The organism is Lysinibacillus sp. OF-1, from assembly GCF_028356935.1.
Classification (GTDB): domain Bacteria; phylum Bacillota; class Bacilli; order Bacillales_A; family Planococcaceae; genus Lysinibacillus; species Lysinibacillus fusiformis_D.
On record NZ_CP102798.1, the window covers coordinates 1,485,943 to 1,500,578 of the forward strand.

14 protein-coding genes are annotated in these 14,636 nt (G+C 38.9%); 13 read left to right on the top strand and 1 reads right to left on the bottom strand.

Features of this window, described 5'->3' with window-relative positions; translation table 11 throughout:
- Positions 1 to 5 precede the first annotated feature (5 nt).
- From NV349_RS07020 to NV349_RS07050, 7 genes are all read left to right on the top strand, one after another.
- Positions 6 to 1,037: a YpbB family protein gene (locus tag NV349_RS07020; RefSeq protein WP_271912749.1), complete on the top strand. Its 1,032-nt coding sequence runs from the start codon at positions 6 to 8 to the stop codon at positions 1,035 to 1,037.
- Positions 1,038 to 2,480 carry a RecQ family ATP-dependent DNA helicase gene (locus NV349_RS07025; protein WP_058844236.1) on the top strand — a complete coding sequence of 481 codons (1,443 nt, stop codon included), beginning with the start codon at positions 1,038 to 1,040 and terminating at the stop codon, positions 2,478 to 2,480.
- 86 nt (positions 2,481 to 2,566) lie between these two features.
- Positions 2,567 to 3,283 (top strand): LysM peptidoglycan-binding domain-containing protein, encoded by a 717-nt coding sequence (locus NV349_RS07030; protein WP_036126804.1) that lies wholly within the window; start codon positions 2,567 to 2,569, stop codon positions 3,281 to 3,283.
- A 144-nt stretch (positions 3,284 to 3,427) separates the two neighbouring features.
- The gene (locus NV349_RS07035) at positions 3,428 to 4,183 is read left to right on the top strand and encodes a metallophosphoesterase (RefSeq protein WP_036126801.1); all 756 of its coding nucleotides are present in this window, start codon (positions 3,428 to 3,430) and stop codon (positions 4,181 to 4,183) included.
- A gap of 113 nt (positions 4,184 to 4,296) precedes the next feature.
- Positions 4,297 to 5,262, top strand: a complete 966-nt coding sequence (locus NV349_RS07040; RefSeq protein ID WP_036126799.1) for a YpdA family putative bacillithiol disulfide reductase — start codon at positions 4,297 to 4,299, stop codon at positions 5,260 to 5,262.
- 58 nt (positions 5,263 to 5,320) lie between these two features.
- Positions 5,321 to 5,881: a glycerol-3-phosphate acyltransferase gene (locus NV349_RS07045; protein ID WP_058844237.1), complete on the top strand. Its 561-nt coding sequence runs from the start codon at positions 5,321 to 5,323 to the stop codon at positions 5,879 to 5,881.
- Between the two features lie 4 nt (positions 5,882 to 5,885).
- Positions 5,886 to 7,442 carry an aminotransferase class V-fold PLP-dependent enzyme gene (locus tag NV349_RS07050; protein ID WP_271912754.1) on the top strand — a complete coding sequence of 519 codons (1,557 nt, stop codon included), beginning with the start codon at positions 5,886 to 5,888 and terminating at the stop codon, positions 7,440 to 7,442.
- A gap of 13 nt (positions 7,443 to 7,455) precedes the next feature.
- Here the strand turns inward: NV349_RS07050 and NV349_RS07055 are convergent, their stop codons facing one another.
- On the bottom strand, positions 7,456 to 8,424 hold the full coding sequence (locus NV349_RS07055; RefSeq protein WP_036126794.1) for an asparaginase: 969 nt from the start codon (positions 8,422 to 8,424) through the stop codon (positions 7,456 to 7,458).
- Positions 8,425 to 8,509: 85 nt separating this feature from the next.
- On the opposite strand from NV349_RS07055, the gene prsW reads away from it, so the two are divergent.
- The 6 genes from prsW (at position 8,510) to rpsA (ending at position 14,147) form a co-directional block, all read left to right on the top strand.
- Positions 8,510 to 9,184, top strand: a complete 675-nt coding sequence (gene prsW / locus NV349_RS07060) for a glutamic-type intramembrane protease PrsW (protein WP_036126792.1) — start codon at positions 8,510 to 8,512, stop codon at positions 9,182 to 9,184.
- A gap of 98 nt (positions 9,185 to 9,282) precedes the next feature.
- Complete coding sequence (sleB, locus tag NV349_RS07065) at positions 9,283 to 10,092, top strand: spore cortex-lytic enzyme (protein WP_036126789.1); 810 nt, start codon at positions 9,283 to 9,285, stop codon at positions 10,090 to 10,092.
- A gap of 15 nt (positions 10,093 to 10,107) precedes the next feature.
- Positions 10,108 to 11,391 carry a PepSY1/2 domain-containing protein gene (locus NV349_RS07070; RefSeq protein ID WP_036126787.1) on the top strand — a complete coding sequence of 428 codons (1,284 nt, stop codon included), beginning with the start codon at positions 10,108 to 10,110 and terminating at the stop codon, positions 11,389 to 11,391.
- Positions 11,392 to 11,477: 86 nt separating this feature from the next.
- Positions 11,478 to 12,137 carry a flagellar brake protein gene (locus NV349_RS07075; protein ID WP_271912757.1) on the top strand — a complete coding sequence of 220 codons (660 nt, stop codon included), beginning with the start codon at positions 11,478 to 11,480 and terminating at the stop codon, positions 12,135 to 12,137.
- 96 nt (positions 12,138 to 12,233) lie between these two features.
- Positions 12,234 to 12,908 carry a (d)CMP kinase gene (gene cmk, locus NV349_RS07080; protein ID WP_036126782.1) on the top strand — a complete coding sequence of 225 codons (675 nt, stop codon included), beginning with the start codon at positions 12,234 to 12,236 and terminating at the stop codon, positions 12,906 to 12,908.
- A gap of 102 nt (positions 12,909 to 13,010) precedes the next feature.
- The gene (gene rpsA, locus NV349_RS07085; protein WP_141904063.1) at positions 13,011 to 14,147 is read left to right on the top strand and encodes a 30S ribosomal protein S1; all 1,137 of its coding nucleotides are present in this window, start codon (positions 13,011 to 13,013) and stop codon (positions 14,145 to 14,147) included.
- The last annotated feature ends 489 nt before the right edge of the window (positions 14,148 to 14,636 follow it).

Here is a 14,636-nt window from a genome sequence, read left to right on the forward strand (position 1 = left end):
CGTCAATGTTTCATCAAATTTTATTGCAAATCTTTCAAAAACTCCATAAGGAGCGGACAATTTCGGCAGCCTATCATGTCCTAAGAGGAAAGCGTTCAGGCCAGACAATTCAAGATATTGGCCTTTTTCAGTTGCATCCATATTTTGGTCTGTTGCCGAAACTACCTCGTGCCACATTTGACGAGGCGGTTACCTTATTTATGCAATATAGTTGGTTAAACGTGCAGGAATCCGGTCATTTTTACATGGAAAAGCTAGGATTGCAGCGTGCACAGCAAACACCGACCTTTTTCTTTGATGGTTGGCATTATCGAGGGAATGAGCATGTTTTTTATGCAAGGCTTTCTCTCCTTGTCCAAAGCTTGTCACATCAAACTGCAACAGTTCGTTCTTTTTTACCAATCAGTAGGGATCCAGTAATTCAAGCATGGGTGCGCTCTTTTTTACAGGAGCATCATTACAAGGAGGGTCATTTGCAGCAACAATTAGTGGTAGAATGTACAAATGTACTCCAAACGATCCCTGTTTCAGATGCCAACAAACAGCTTGTTCTTTACCGCCTCAGTGGTTATCGATTACCAGGCTGGACTTGGCAACAGCTTGCATTTGAACGGAAGGAGAACGTGTTAGATAGTCAATTAGCATTTATAGAAACACTACATATATTATTAAATGAAGTGCAACAAAAATTAAATGATTACCCACTGCTTGGTCGAGTGGCTGAAGGGTTAAAAGTGACAATTTTATTAACTGATTCTGCCCAGCAAACAGCACAGTTATATGAGCAAGGCTATTCAATGGAGGAAATTGTACAAAAGCGAAAATTAAAACAAAGTACAATTGAGGATCATTTTGTAGAATTAGCCATGTATGAACCGAACTTTTCTATTGGACCATTCGTCTCATATGAAGAAGCACAAAAAGTTTGGCAGGTATCCAAGCAATATCAAACAAAAAAATTGAAAATATTACATGAAGCATTAGAGGACATGAGTTATTTTCAATTAAGGCTTGTCCTTGCGAAAGGAGAAGTTTAAATGGAACTTGAACAATTATTGCACAAGCATTTTGGTTATTCATCATTTCGACCAGGGCAGAAAGAAGTCATTGAAGCTTTGCTGCAAGAGCAAGACGTTATTGCCTTATTGCCGACAGGAATGGGGAAATCACTCTGCTACCAGCTTCCAGCCTATATATTAGAAAAGCCTGTCTTAATTGTGTCACCATTGCTTTCATTAATGCAGGATCAGGTAGAAGAGCTGAAGCGTTTTGGAGAAAAGAGAGTGATCGCTTTAAATTCTTTTTTATCCCAAACAGAAAAACGCTATGTACTACATTATCTAGAGCAGTATCGGTTTATCTTTACCTCACCAGAAATGTTATTACAGCAGCAGGTACAAGAGAAATTAGCGCAAATGAAGCTTGGCTTAATCGTAGTGGATGAAGCGCACTGTATATCACAATGGGGCTTTGATTTTCGACCGGATTATTTACGAATTGGTGAATGGTTTTCGAGGGGAAATCGCCCGCCAATATTGGCGCTATCCGCCACAGCAACGGATAAGGTTGTTCGAGATATACGTGAGACCCTATCACTCAAGGCGCCATTTGAATTTATGTATAATGTTGACCGTGCAAATATTCATTTAGGTCGTATAGTAGTAGAGGATAAGGCTGATAAAGCTAGGTGGCTCATGCAGCATATTAAAGAAACAGCAGGGCCAGGTATTTTGTATGTATCTTCACGCAAACGTGCGCAGCAATATAGTGAAGCCCTTTTACAAGCAGGTATTCGCACCGCAGCATACCATGCAGGCTATGGAGCAGAAGACCGTCAGTTTATTCAGCAGCAGTTTATAGATGGTGAACTGGATTGGATAGTCGCCACGAATGCTTTTGGTATGGGCATCAATAAACTTAATATACGTCAGGTTATACATGAATCGATGCCTGCCAACATAGCGAATTATATGCAGGAAATAGGTCGTGCAGGGCGTGATGGTCAGTCTGCACTTGCCATTTTGCTGTATAGTGAAGGGGATGAAGAGCTAGCGAAATTTGTTGTGACAGGTGATTTGCCGACACCACACCATGTTGATCGCTATCAGGAGCTGCTTTCCCAGCAAATACAGCCAACACAGATGCTGAAAAATGGTGAGCTGAGCGAGACAGCTTTTCGTGTGCTGGATTATTGGGTGCAACAAGAATCTAGTGAACAAGTGAAGGCTCGATTAAATCATTTAGCCCTAGAGAAATACAGTGCGGTGAACGAAATGCTAAAAATCATTCAGACAAAAGACTGTATTCGTGAACATTTAGTCGGGTATTTTGGGCAAAAATTGCAGAAAAAGCCGGAAAACTGTTGTGAAAATTGTGGAATCCATTATGATGAAATCAAGAAAACACGCTTACAAGAAGATAAGAAAATTGAAATGGTTTCGTGGGAAAGTCGATTGCAGCAACTTTTAATGGGTATTTAGACTAAAACTGACGGTCATTTACTTTTTTCGTAAAATTCGTCATAATAGACATGATAGAAAGCGTAGTAAGGTTGGGGGAAAGGCGAATGAATAAAGAAGATTATCGCGATAAAATAGAAGAACATCGTCAATCATTTGAAGATGAACAAAATGAACAGCAATCCTTATCAAGAGTTTCCAGAATGAATAAAAATGGCAATAAAAATAAAAAGCCAAAAAATACAAGACGGAAAACACCGTTAATGACGATTTTGTTTGTTATTTTTATCCTAATTCCATTAACAATTCTTATTTATTTTTGGAAATTTTATGAGCCAGGAAAAACGATTGAACAAGCTGAAAAAGATACAGCAGAACAGGTCGTCGAATTAGATCCTTCCGAGTCATCTGCATCTGATAAAGAGAAAGATAAAGGTAAGGGACAAGACGATCAAGGAGATAAAAAAGCACAGGAGCAATCTCAAAAAGATGCAGACAAATTAGCAGCTGAACAAAAGGCTGCGGAAGAAGCGAAAAAAGCTGAAGAAGCAAAAAAAGCTGAGGAAGCGAAAAAAGCCGAAGAAGCTAGAATAGCACAACAACAGGCAGAGGCAGCAAGAAAAGCAGAAGAGGCGAAAAAAGCCGAAGAAGCGAAACAAAATGCTAAAGCCACTACACATACTGTCAAAGCGAATGAGAACTTATACCGAATCGCATTGAATCATTATGGCGATGGTAGTGAGGCGACATTAGCTAAAATTCGTGCTTTCAATGGTATGTCTTCAAATACGGTCAGGGTTGGGCAAGTAATTAGGCTACCTTAATAAGATTTTTTAATGGTTATATAGTTTTTCTAGTATAAAATAACAGACAAACGTTCACACCAAAACGTACGTCTGATTTAGCGAAAAGGCGATTCTTCTTAAGAAATGAATCGCCTTTTTGCTGTCGTAAGGAGAAGTGAGGAAATGCTATATATAGGGCTATTTCTTTTAGTTGTCATCGCCTTTCTACTTTATATGTGGAAGGTAGCGCATGAAAATAATGTATTACATCACCAGCTTTCATTACACGGTGAACAGGAACAGGTACGATTATTTTTTATTTCAGATGTACATTTACGTAAAATAAATAAAAAAATGATTGCACAATTAGAGGGACATTTTGATGCTGTGATTATTGGTGGTGACTTTGCAGATAGCCGCACACCTATTGAACGGATTCATGAAAATTTGACTTTATTAAAGTCTATCGCACCAATCTATTTTGTGTGGGGCAATAATGACAGAGAAATTGGAGAAGAAAGGCTAAAGGACATTTTACAGGCCTATCAGGTTCAAATCATTGTCAATGATGCTGTGCTACTTCCTGTAAAAAATCGTTTTTGGTTAAGTGCAATTGAAGATACAACAGTGAAAGAATATAGCTTTGAAAAGGCCTTTGAAAAGGTAGGAGAGCAGGATTTAGTTGTTTTCATTGCACATAACCCAGGTGTTTTTGCCAAAGTTCGAGCAAAGTTCCGAGCAGATTTAATGATGGGGGGACATTTACATGGGGGGCAGATTCGATTCGGTCCTTATGGTGTTCATCCCAACGGTTCCTATCGACAGCGTGATGGTGTCATGACCTTAGTAAGTAATGGCTATGGCACGACATTAGTGCCTTTTCGACTTGGCGCAAAACCTCAATGTCATATTATTGACATTGATATTTCGAGTAAATAACCAACCAATTCTTGTGAGAAGGCGTATAATAAAAAGGTATCGTCTATTCTATAATTATGTGAAAGCATGAAGCAGCAACTAATGCTGTTCAAATTCGATTGGAGTGTCAAGAAATGCAGCAAGCAGATGCAATTATTGTTGGAGGTGGCCCATGTGGCTTAGCAGCAGCAATAGCTTTGCAAAATATTGGATTACAACCTATTGTGATCGAAAAGGGCAATATCGTGAATGCCATCTATCACTATCCTACACATCAAACTTTTTTCAGTACAAGTGAACGTTTAGCTATTGGTGACGTACCTTTTATTATTGAAGGCCGTAAACCAAAACGAAACCAAGCACTTGTTTACTATCGAGAGGTTGTCCGCTTGAAAAATATACAAGTAAATCGCTTTGAAAAAGTGCAAAGTGTTGTGAAAAATAACGATGTGTTCACTGTCACATCTGATAAAGATACGTATGAAACGCCGTATGTAGTAATTGCAACGGGCTATTACGATCACCCGAATTATATAAATATTAAGGGTGAACAGTTACCCAAAGTATTCCATTACTTTAAAGAGGGACATGAATTTTTTGATACGGATGTACTTGTTATTGGTGGCAAAAATTCAGCTATAGATGCTGCGTTGGAATTAAATAAAGCAGGCGCTCGTGTAACAGTTGTCTATCGTGGTAGTGAATATTCTTCAAGCATCAAACCGTGGGTCTTACCTGAATTTGAAGGGGTAGTCAAAACGGGAGAAGTTGACATGCGTTTTAATACGAATGTGCTAGAAATTCGTGAGCATGAAGTGGTTTTAGAAGTAGCTGGGCAAGAGCAAGTAGTAAAAAATGATTTCGTTTTTGCTATGACTGGCTACCATCCAGATCACACTTTTGTCAAAGCGATGGGCGTTGAGATTGATGAAGAAACAGGGCGTCCTTTTGTTACGCCAGAAACGATGGAAACTAATGTCGAGGGCTTATTCATTGCGGGAGTTATTGCAGCAGGGAATAATGCCAATGAAATTTTTATCGAAAATGGGCGTTTCCATGGTGAATGTATTGCTCGAATTATTGAGCAAAGAAAAAAATAATGACCGAGGCTGTATAGGCATCTAGCTTATACAGCCTTTTTAGTAAGGAGGAATCACATTGATTGGGTTGTACTGGGCCCTTAGCTATTTAATGGGAAACTTCATGACAGCTTATTTCGTTGGTAAGGTGTATGGTGTCAATTTGCAGGCAGAGCGTAGTAAAAACTTGGGCGCACGTAATGCGGGAAGTGTTATTGGAAAAGCGGCTTTTGTTTGGACTTTTCTTGGTGATGCACTGAAAGGAGTACTAGTCGTTTGGTTAGGGTATTTGTGGCAATTAGAAGAATGGGTCATGATTGGTGGAGCTGCATGGGTGATAGCCGGACATTTATTTCCTATCTGGTTGAAATTTAATGGCGGAAAAGGTGTGGCTACTTTTATCGGTGTTGGAATCGCCTTATCACCGAGCCTATTTTTATGGATGATTATTGGTACCATGCTTTCACTTGTCTTTACACGAAGTTTGACACTTAGTATGGTTGGAGGCTTTATTTTCTATATAGGGGCTATTATTCAGGCGGGGAAATTAGAGCCATATGGACTGCTCATTATAGCAATCATGTGCATGCTCATCAAGCATATGTCTAATATTCAGGAATCGTTAAAAAGGAGGAAGTGAAGAGATGTATTGGTGTAAAATTGCCCAAACAAATGCCGAGTTTGAGGCTATCGCTCGATTGAATTATGAAACATTTGTTGAAGAGATTCCACAGCATGAAGCGAATTCGACAAGAATAAAAGTTGATCGATTTCATCAGGAGAATACATATGTCGTTGTGTATAAGGAAACAGAATTAATTGGAATGGTCGCGTTTAGAGATCAACGACCGTTCTCGATTGATGAAAAAATTGGCGAGATTGAGGGATATTTACCTAAAGAAAATTGTGTGAAACCTTGCGAAATTCGATTACTTTCAGTGAAAAAGGGTTATCGAACGGGGCGGGTACTATTGAAACTTACACAAGCTTTAACTACCTTTGCCTACGAAAAAGGCTATACAGCAGCAGTAATTTCAGGGACAACAAGAGAAGAAAAGCTGTATAAGCAGATGGGCTTTAAACAATTTGCACCAGCTGTAGGAGCAAAAGATGCAATATTTTTACCGATGGTGCTAACAAGACATGAATTTGAACAATCATTACAACATAGACTAGCGACGGAACAGTTTACATTTTATCCAGGGCCTGTGAAGCAATTGGAGATGAGTGATTATTCAGATTTATCGCACCGATCGTTACCATTTTATGCACTTTATGAACGAGTGCAAAAAAAGCTACTGCATTTATCGAATGCCAATTATATTGGTGTAATCGTTGGTACGGGAACATTGGCAAATGAAGTGATGCTGGCCCAATTAAAGGTGCAACAATTAGGGAAAGGGCTTATTTTAACAAATGGTGAATTTGGCGAACGTTTACGGAAGCAAGCTACTCGCTGGTCATTATCGTTTGATGTAGTGGAGAAAGACTGGGGGACAGCGTTTGATGGAGATGAGGTGGCGTCACTGCTTGAAACGGGGGCTTATCAGTGGATGCTAGCAGTGCATGGTGAGACTTCCACAGGGACTTGTAATGATTTAGAGCATTTGAGTGAGCTAGCTAAGCAATACCATGTAAAGCTATGTATAGATAGTATCAGTACGTTTGGTGCCATGCCATTTTCTTTACAAGACTGTTATTTGGCTACAGCAGTGAGTGGCAAAGCCATCGGTGCGTTAAGCGGGCTAGCATTTGTGTTTTCACAATCCCTTGTACCACCAGCTGCTACATTACCTGCTTATCTTGATTTAGCAAATTATCAGCAAGGTGCCATACCATTTACACTACCTGCAATGTTATTGGGTAATGTTGAGGTGGCATTACAAGCCTATCCAGCACGCTATGAGCAGCTGCAGCAACGCTTTCAGGCACTGCTGCAGCTTCCCATCATGCAATATCAATACCGAACAGTCCACTATCCAATGCTTGTAACTGTTCGATTGCCAAGTGCTTATTCTAACCTACCCATTGATCTAGCATTAAATGGGCTATTGGTTCATGGTGAAAGTCATTATTTACAACAAAGGGGATTCATTCAATTTTCCGTAATACAACCAGATTTCGACGAAGCCTTAGCTCGTCTTCGTGAAATATTGTACTACTATGAACAAGTGATAGCGGCAGAGCAAAGTACCAGCTAAAAATATATTGCCTTTACAGGAAAAAGTCCTTTAAGTTAATAGGCGTGCCTGTAGTGTTTAGACCTATTAACAATTTTAAGCGTGCCTTTTGGCCATTAATACCTGTGGCGAAAATTGCACCTAAGTCTTCCAGCATTTTCCCTCCACCAATGTAGCCATAAACACCCTCTGCAATCCCATTGAAGCAGCGGGATACGAGCACTACTGGAATGTCTCGCTGTAAGAGGCTTTCAATTCCTTTTACTACAGATGGAGGGACATTCCCTTGACCTAGTCCTTCCAGTACGACGCCATCATATTTGCATGCAAGCACGATATCTAGTAAATCTTCCTCCATTCCAGCATACACTTTTAACATCGCCACGCGCTTGGATAAATTGTTAACATCTACATATTGTCGACGAATGGGTGCATGATGGAATAGGATACGTGATTTTGTAATTAATCCAATCGGCCCATACTGTGGAGATTGGAAAGTATTCACTGAGCTCGTGCTTGTTTTAGTTGTGTTAACAGCAAGATGAACCTCATCATTCATGACAACAAGTACCCCTTTATTACGTGCTTCTTCATCGACAGCTACTCGGACTGCTTCCACTAAATTATAAATGCCATCTGCCCCTAGTTCGTTAGAAGAGCGCATGGCACCTGTCAGTACAATGGGGATGTCTAAGTTCGTTGTTAGTTCTAAGAAATAGGCAGTTTCTTCTAAAGTATCCGTACCATGTGTGATGACAACACCATCGATTGGCTGTGCTGTCATTTGCTCCATAATCACGTTGCGCAATTGTAGCATTTCCTTCGGTGTGATATGTGGAGAAGGAAGGTTAAAAGCTTCTATTTCGATGATGCTTGCAAGTGAAGCTAGTTTATTACTTTCCTTCATAAGGGGATTTTCTTCATTCGGCATGACTGCTCCTTCAGCACTCATAGCCATGGAGATTGTGCCGCCAGTATGAATTAATAAAATTGTTTTTTTCATAAAAAATAAAATCTCCTTTTAAAAAGTTTTTTTGTCATTACATGGTATAATAATAGCAGTCTAATTGTTGAAAGGAGCCGGCATCATGATCATTTTATTATCTGCTGCCATTGCTCCCGGTCTAGCGCTTTTTAGTTATTTCTATTTGCGCAATCAGATGGCTACGGAGCCAAGAAGAACTTTACTACAAACGTTTTTATACGGTGCATTCTTAACGTTCCCAATCATGTTTTTACAGTATGTATTAACAGAGGAAGGGGTTTTTCGATATCTTTATCTTCAAGACGTTCTTTTTTCTAGTGTCATTGAAGAGTTTTTTAAATGGTTTGTGCTATTAATTGCAATCTATAATCATGTAGAATTTGATGACCCATACGATGGTATATTATATGGTGCCAGCATATCACTTGGTTTTGCTACGATTGAAAATGTTCTCTATTTACTGTCCTTTGGCTTGGACACGGCATTCATGCGAGCCTTATTACCAGTATCGAGCCATGCATTGTTTGGTGTCGTAATGGGCTATTATTATGGACGGGCTAAGTTTTCAAAGCTTGTTAAGACGAAAGAAATGATTGCTATGGCGCTCTGTGCACCAGTTGTACTTCACATTCTATACAATACAATATTATCATTCAAAGGTCACTGGGTTTATTTAATGATACCTTTTATGTTGTTTTTATGGTGGTTTGGCTTGCGCAAAGTAAAACTTGCTCATTACCATCTGGTACAACATCTCCATATGCAAAAGAAAATTTAAAGCGTAGAAATCGTCAAAGATTTCTACGCTTTATTTCTGTTTTAGCATGTATAAATTACTCCTTTTGTTTCAAGCTATAAAAAAAAGGAGTGATAAAAGTGCGTTTAGTAAGCATACTTTTTGCTTTGATATTAGGAATTAGTATAATTGCGATTCCTCAAAATGATGCCAATGCATTTAGCGATCAGCAAATTACTCGTGGTGCCTATGGAGATGATGTTATTGAATTACAGGCTAGGCTACAATACTTAGGTTTTTATAAGAGTAAAATTGATGGCAAATTTGGCTATAACACATACTGGGCTTTGCGTAATTTCCAAGAGAATTATGGTTTGCCAGTAGACGGAATTGCCGGCACTAAGACAAAAAAAGCATTAGCAGGCAATTCTGATTATGATGAAAAATGGGTTAAGGCACAATTGAATGCAGGAAATCAATTTACTTACTATGGTGGTAAGCCACTTGATCAACAAGTGAAAAAAGGCACTGGCGGTGGTAATAGCAGTGGAAGTAGCAATAAGAATGGTACACAGACACAGGTTCCACCAAAATATACGGAACGAGATTTACAATTAATAGCCAATGCCGTTTATGGAGAAGCTAGGGGAGAACCTTATGAGGGGCAAGTAGCAGTAGCGGCCGTTATTTTGAACCGCTTGGAAAGCCCAGATTTCCCGAATACTATTTCAGGTATTATCTTCCAACCGTTAGCGTTTACAGCAGTAGCAGATGGTCAAATTTGGCTAGAACCAAATGAACGTGCAAAAGAAGCTGTTATTGATGCTATGAACGGCTGGGACCCATCTGAAAATGCATTGTATTATTTCAATCCTAAAACAGCAACAAGTAAATGGATTTGGTCACGCCCACAAATTAAACAAATAGGAGAGCATATTTTCTGTTCATAGGAAGGAGGAACATAGATGAAAACTTGGCTCGTGGTCTTAACAATCGCTGTCATTGGATTAGGAGCATATAGTATTAATTTACATGGAGATAAAGAAGATTTACAACGTACCGTGCTCGCACAGTATACAGATAAGTTAACAGATGCTTCTGAAAAACTGTCCCATCTTCAGCGTTCAGTATCGCAATCCCTCTTGTTTCAAGACGAGCAGGCGATTCACAATGAGCTAGACTCAGTTTGGCGTTTAAGCTCAGAAGTTCGTTCTTCTATTGCAAATATTCCTATTGGACAAGAATTATCGAATCAATGGATGAATTACTTAGGGCGACTTGGCGATGAAGCTAAAAGAACAGCCAAAACAGGTGATTATGATGCTTGGCGTGAAAAGATGCCACAGGTGTCAACCAATTTACAGTCTCTTTCTGATGAATGGACAGCTGCAACCGTTGATTTTTATAAGCATGATGGAAAAATGGATATTTGGCTACAGCAAGTAGATAATAAAAATCCAAATACACAATTTGATACTGTGAAAGATACGTTAAAAGGCTATGGTGAAAAGGATTTCCCATTAACTTTATCTGAATCTGATTGGCAGAAAAAAATTGAGTTAAAGGCATTGCAGGATGCTGTTATTACCGAAAAAGAAGCACTAGAGAAAGTGAAATATTTATTCCCAGTCATTAAAGATGCTACATTCACTGTCACAAAAAGTAGTGATACAGCACCATATCCTTTCTATCATATCCAATTCCACCAAGGGATACGTCTAGGGTATGTTGATTTAACAGAAAAGGGTGGCCATTTATTATCCTATTTAGTAGAACGACCTGTTGATGAAGCTAAGCTATCACAAGAAGAAGTTCTTAAAAAGGCACAAGATTATGTTAAGAAATTAGGCATGAAGGATGTAGCCTATGTGGAATCACGTGAAAACCACCAAGCATGGCATGTGACATTTGCCCGTGTAAATCCAGGCGATAATGCGTTAATTTATGCTGACGGTGTGCAATTAAAATTAGCGAAAGATACAGGTGAGCTATTAGGTGCTAATGCGATGGAATATATTCAAGAAGAGAATATCAAACCGCAAACCGCTAAGCCTATTGATTGGAAAACGTTCTTCCAGGACGATATTCAAGTACAAGAAGTAAAAAATATTTATACAGACAATGGACAATTTGAACAACGTCTTTGCTATGAGGTCATTGCATTACGTGACGGAAATACACAAGAAACATTCCGAATCGTTATTGATGCGGAAAATCACAACGTATTAAAAGTAGAATATCTCACTTAGTAATAAGAAAATACTACCAATTTTTATAGCCAAAATAAACATCTCATGAGATAATTAAACTATAATTTTCGTACGGGGAGATGCTCATGGAAATAAAAATTGGTACACAATTACAACTTGAACCTACTTATACCGAGCGTGTGGAGAAATTCCAATGTAAAGTGGTAGAGCAGCAAGACAATATTCTTTATATCGACTATCCAGTTAATACGGCAACGAAGAAAACGGCGTTTTTAATAGATGGCTCAGAATTTAGAGCGACTTTTCGAACCGAAGATAAACATTCCTTTGCTTTTAAAACAGAGGTCATTGGTCGTAAAGCAGGTAATATACCGATGATTATGTTGCATTGTCCAAAGCCGGAGGAATTTATAAAAATTCAACGACGAGAATATGTCCGAGTGGAAACACCAGTGGATGTAGCGGTCCAATTCAAGGATCATAAATATCAACTTGTGTCAGCAGATATTAGCGCAGGAGGCTTGGCAATCATCTTGAAGGAAACAGTAGCTTTCAAAGATGATGATGAGGTAAAATTAACGATCGCATTGCCGTTTACTAATGGAGAAGTCAAATACGTTATTACAGAAGCTACCGTCGTGCGCATTTTTGAAAAAGAGGGTAAACGCATTGCGACAATCCAGCTAACGGATACAGATGACGTCGACCAACAGCATATTGTGCGTTTTTGCTTTGAGCGTCAATTAGTCAATCGTCGTAAGGAATTGAATCCATTTAATGTTTAATGTTCATGATGAATATTTTTATTTAGCCCTCTCCTAGCAGAGGGCTTTTTTTAGGTTATATGGTACAATAAAAAGCGATAGAAAGTAGGGAAGAATATGAAAAAAAACATTCAAATTGCGATAGACGGACCGGCTGGTGCTGGTAAAAGTACAATCGCGAAAATTGTTGCAGAAGCACTTGGATTTACTTATATTGACACAGGTGCAATGTATCGAGCAGTTACGTATAAAGCGATGCAACAAAACATACATTTAAATGATGAAGCAAAATTAGCAGAGATGCTAGCGGCTAGCACAATCGAATTGAAACCATCCCAACAAGGACAGCTAGTCTTTTTAGATGGTCACGATGTGACAGCGGAAATACGCTCAAATGAAGTCACTTCATCCGTTTCTCAAGTTGCTGCCCATGCGAAAGTTCGTGAGCTATTGGTTGCGCAACAGCAAAAGCTGGCAGCTAATGGTGGAGTGGTCATGGACGGTCGTGATATTGCGACACATGTATTAAAACATGCAGAGCTCAAGATTTTTATGTCTGCAACAGTAGAAGAACGTGCTAGACGTCGATTGATTGATAATCAAAAAAGAGGAATTGACTCCTCTCTTGAAAAACTTCAAGAAGAAATTGCGCTCCGTGATAAAAAAGATAGTGAGCGTGAAGCATCGCCACTGATTCAAGCGGAAGATGCCCTATTTTTAGATACGACAGCATTATCCATTGATGATGCAGCACAAGCTATTTTAAAATTAGCAGAAGAAAAAATGCTATAAATCCTAAAATTTCAGACATTTTTAGAATTTAAAGGATTTATTTTTGTCTTTGTCTTCAATATCGAATAAAATAGTAAGGGAAGATGCGAAGGAGGGTTACATATGTCTGAAGAAATGAACTATGCAGAACAAACGTTTAACGAAGGTGATATCGTCAAAGGTATTGCAGCGCAAGTTGATGAAAAGGCAGTATCTGTGTCAATTCCAGGTGCACCGTTTGATGGAATTGTACCGATTAGTGAATTATCAAGCTTACACATTGAGAAAGCTTCTGATGTCATCTCTGTAGGGGATGAATTAGAGTTGATGATTACAAAGGTTGAAGAAGAGAACTTTGTCTTATCAAAACGTAAAGTTGATGCTTTAAAAGCATGGGATACACTTGAGCAGCAATTTGCCGCAGAGGAAATTTTCGAAGCGGAAGTAAAGGATATTGTTAAAGGTGGTCTTGTCGTAGATTTAGGTGTACGTGGCTTTGTACCAGCATCCCTTGTAGAAGACTACTTTGTTGATGATTTTGAAGGCTATAAAGGCAAAACATTAAGCTTCAAAATTGTTGAGCTGGATAAGGACAAAAATCGCCTTATCTTATCACACCGTGCAGTAGTAGAAGCGGAAAAAGCTTCTCAAAAGAAAAATGTCATCAATCAAATTAAAGCTGGCGAGGTATTAGATGGTAAAGTACAGCGTTTAGCATCATTTGGCGCATTTATCGACCTTGGCGGTATTGATGGCCTTGTACACATTTCACAAGTGTCACATGAGCATGTGAGTGATGTGAGCGAGGTTTTAGCTGAAGGACAAGACGTTAAAGTAAAAGTTCTGTCAGTGGACCCAGAAAATGAACGTATTTCATTATCCATCAAAGAAACGATGCCAGGACCTTGGTCAAGTATCGAAGAACGTGCAGCGAAAGGCACTATTTTAGATGGTCGAGTGAAGCGTCTTACTTCATTTGGTGCATTTGTGGAAGTATTCCCAGGTGTGGAAGGCTTAGTGCATATTTCACAAATCGCACATAAGCATATTAATACGCCACATGAAGCGTTAAAAGAGGGACAAGAAGTACAAGTAAAAGTGCTTGATGTCAATGCTGAAGAAGGCCGCTTAGCGCTAAGCATTAAAGAATTACTGGAAAATCCCGAAGCAGAAGAAGTGATCGACTATGAATTACCTGAAGAAAACACAGGTTTCTCATTTGGCGATGTGATTGGCGATCAACTAAAAAACTTTAAATAATAATGTATGGAGCGAGGATGCATAAAAGTATCCTCGCTTTTTTATGTTGACGATGCGGATAGAATTCTCAAATCGAAGACTAGCATATAAAGTGGTGGATAAAAACTTCAGATAGAAGGATAGAACTTATAAAGAGGTGGATAGAATCTTTAAATGGAAGGATAGAACTGAAAAAGCGTTGGATAGAACCCTCGAATCAAAGGCTAGTACATAAAGTGATGGATAGAATTTTCAAATCGAGGGATAGAATTGAAAAAGCAGTGGATAGAACCCTCAAATCGAAGGCTAACTCATAAAGTGGCGGATAAAAACTTCAAATTGAAGGATAGAACAGAAAAAGTGTTGGATAGAATCTTTAAATGGAAGGATAGAACAGAAAAAGCGGTGGATAGAACCCTCGAATCAAAGGCTAGTACATAAAGTGATGGATAGAATTTTCAAATCGAGGGATAGAATAGAAAAAGCGGTGGAGAGAATGCTCAAATCGAA

Excerpts from the sequence above, each read along its gene's own strand:
- NV349_RS07075 (WP_271912757.1), top strand. The coding sequence starts at position 11,478 with ATGGAAATAAAAATTGGTACACAATTACAACTTGAACCTACTTATACC.
- NV349_RS07025 (WP_058844236.1), top strand. The coding sequence starts at position 1,038 with ATGGAACTTGAACAATTATTGCACAAGCATTTTGGTTATTCATCATTT.
- NV349_RS07070 (WP_036126787.1), top strand. The coding sequence starts at position 10,108 with ATGAAAACTTGGCTCGTGGTCTTAACAATCGCTGTCATTGGATTAGGA.
- rpsA (WP_141904063.1), top strand. The coding sequence starts at position 13,011 with ATGTCTGAAGAAATGAACTATGCAGAACAAACGTTTAACGAAGGTGAT.
- NV349_RS07055 (WP_036126794.1), bottom strand. The coding sequence starts at position 8,424 with ATGAAAAAAACAATTTTATTAATTCATACTGGCGGCACAATCTCCATG.
- NV349_RS07050 (WP_271912754.1), top strand. The coding sequence starts at position 5,886 with ATGTATTGGTGTAAAATTGCCCAAACAAATGCCGAGTTTGAGGCTATC.
- NV349_RS07030 (WP_036126804.1), top strand. The coding sequence starts at position 2,567 with ATGAATAAAGAAGATTATCGCGATAAAATAGAAGAACATCGTCAATCA.
- cmk (WP_036126782.1), top strand. The coding sequence starts at position 12,234 with ATGAAAAAAAACATTCAAATTGCGATAGACGGACCGGCTGGTGCTGGT.
- NV349_RS07040 (WP_036126799.1), top strand. The coding sequence starts at position 4,297 with ATGCAGCAAGCAGATGCAATTATTGTTGGAGGTGGCCCATGTGGCTTA.
- NV349_RS07035 (WP_036126801.1), top strand. The coding sequence starts at position 3,428 with ATGCTATATATAGGGCTATTTCTTTTAGTTGTCATCGCCTTTCTACTT.
- prsW (WP_036126792.1), top strand. The coding sequence starts at position 8,510 with ATGATCATTTTATTATCTGCTGCCATTGCTCCCGGTCTAGCGCTTTTT.
- NV349_RS07020 (WP_271912749.1), top strand. The coding sequence starts at position 6 with ATGTTTCATCAAATTTTATTGCAAATCTTTCAAAAACTCCATAAGGAG.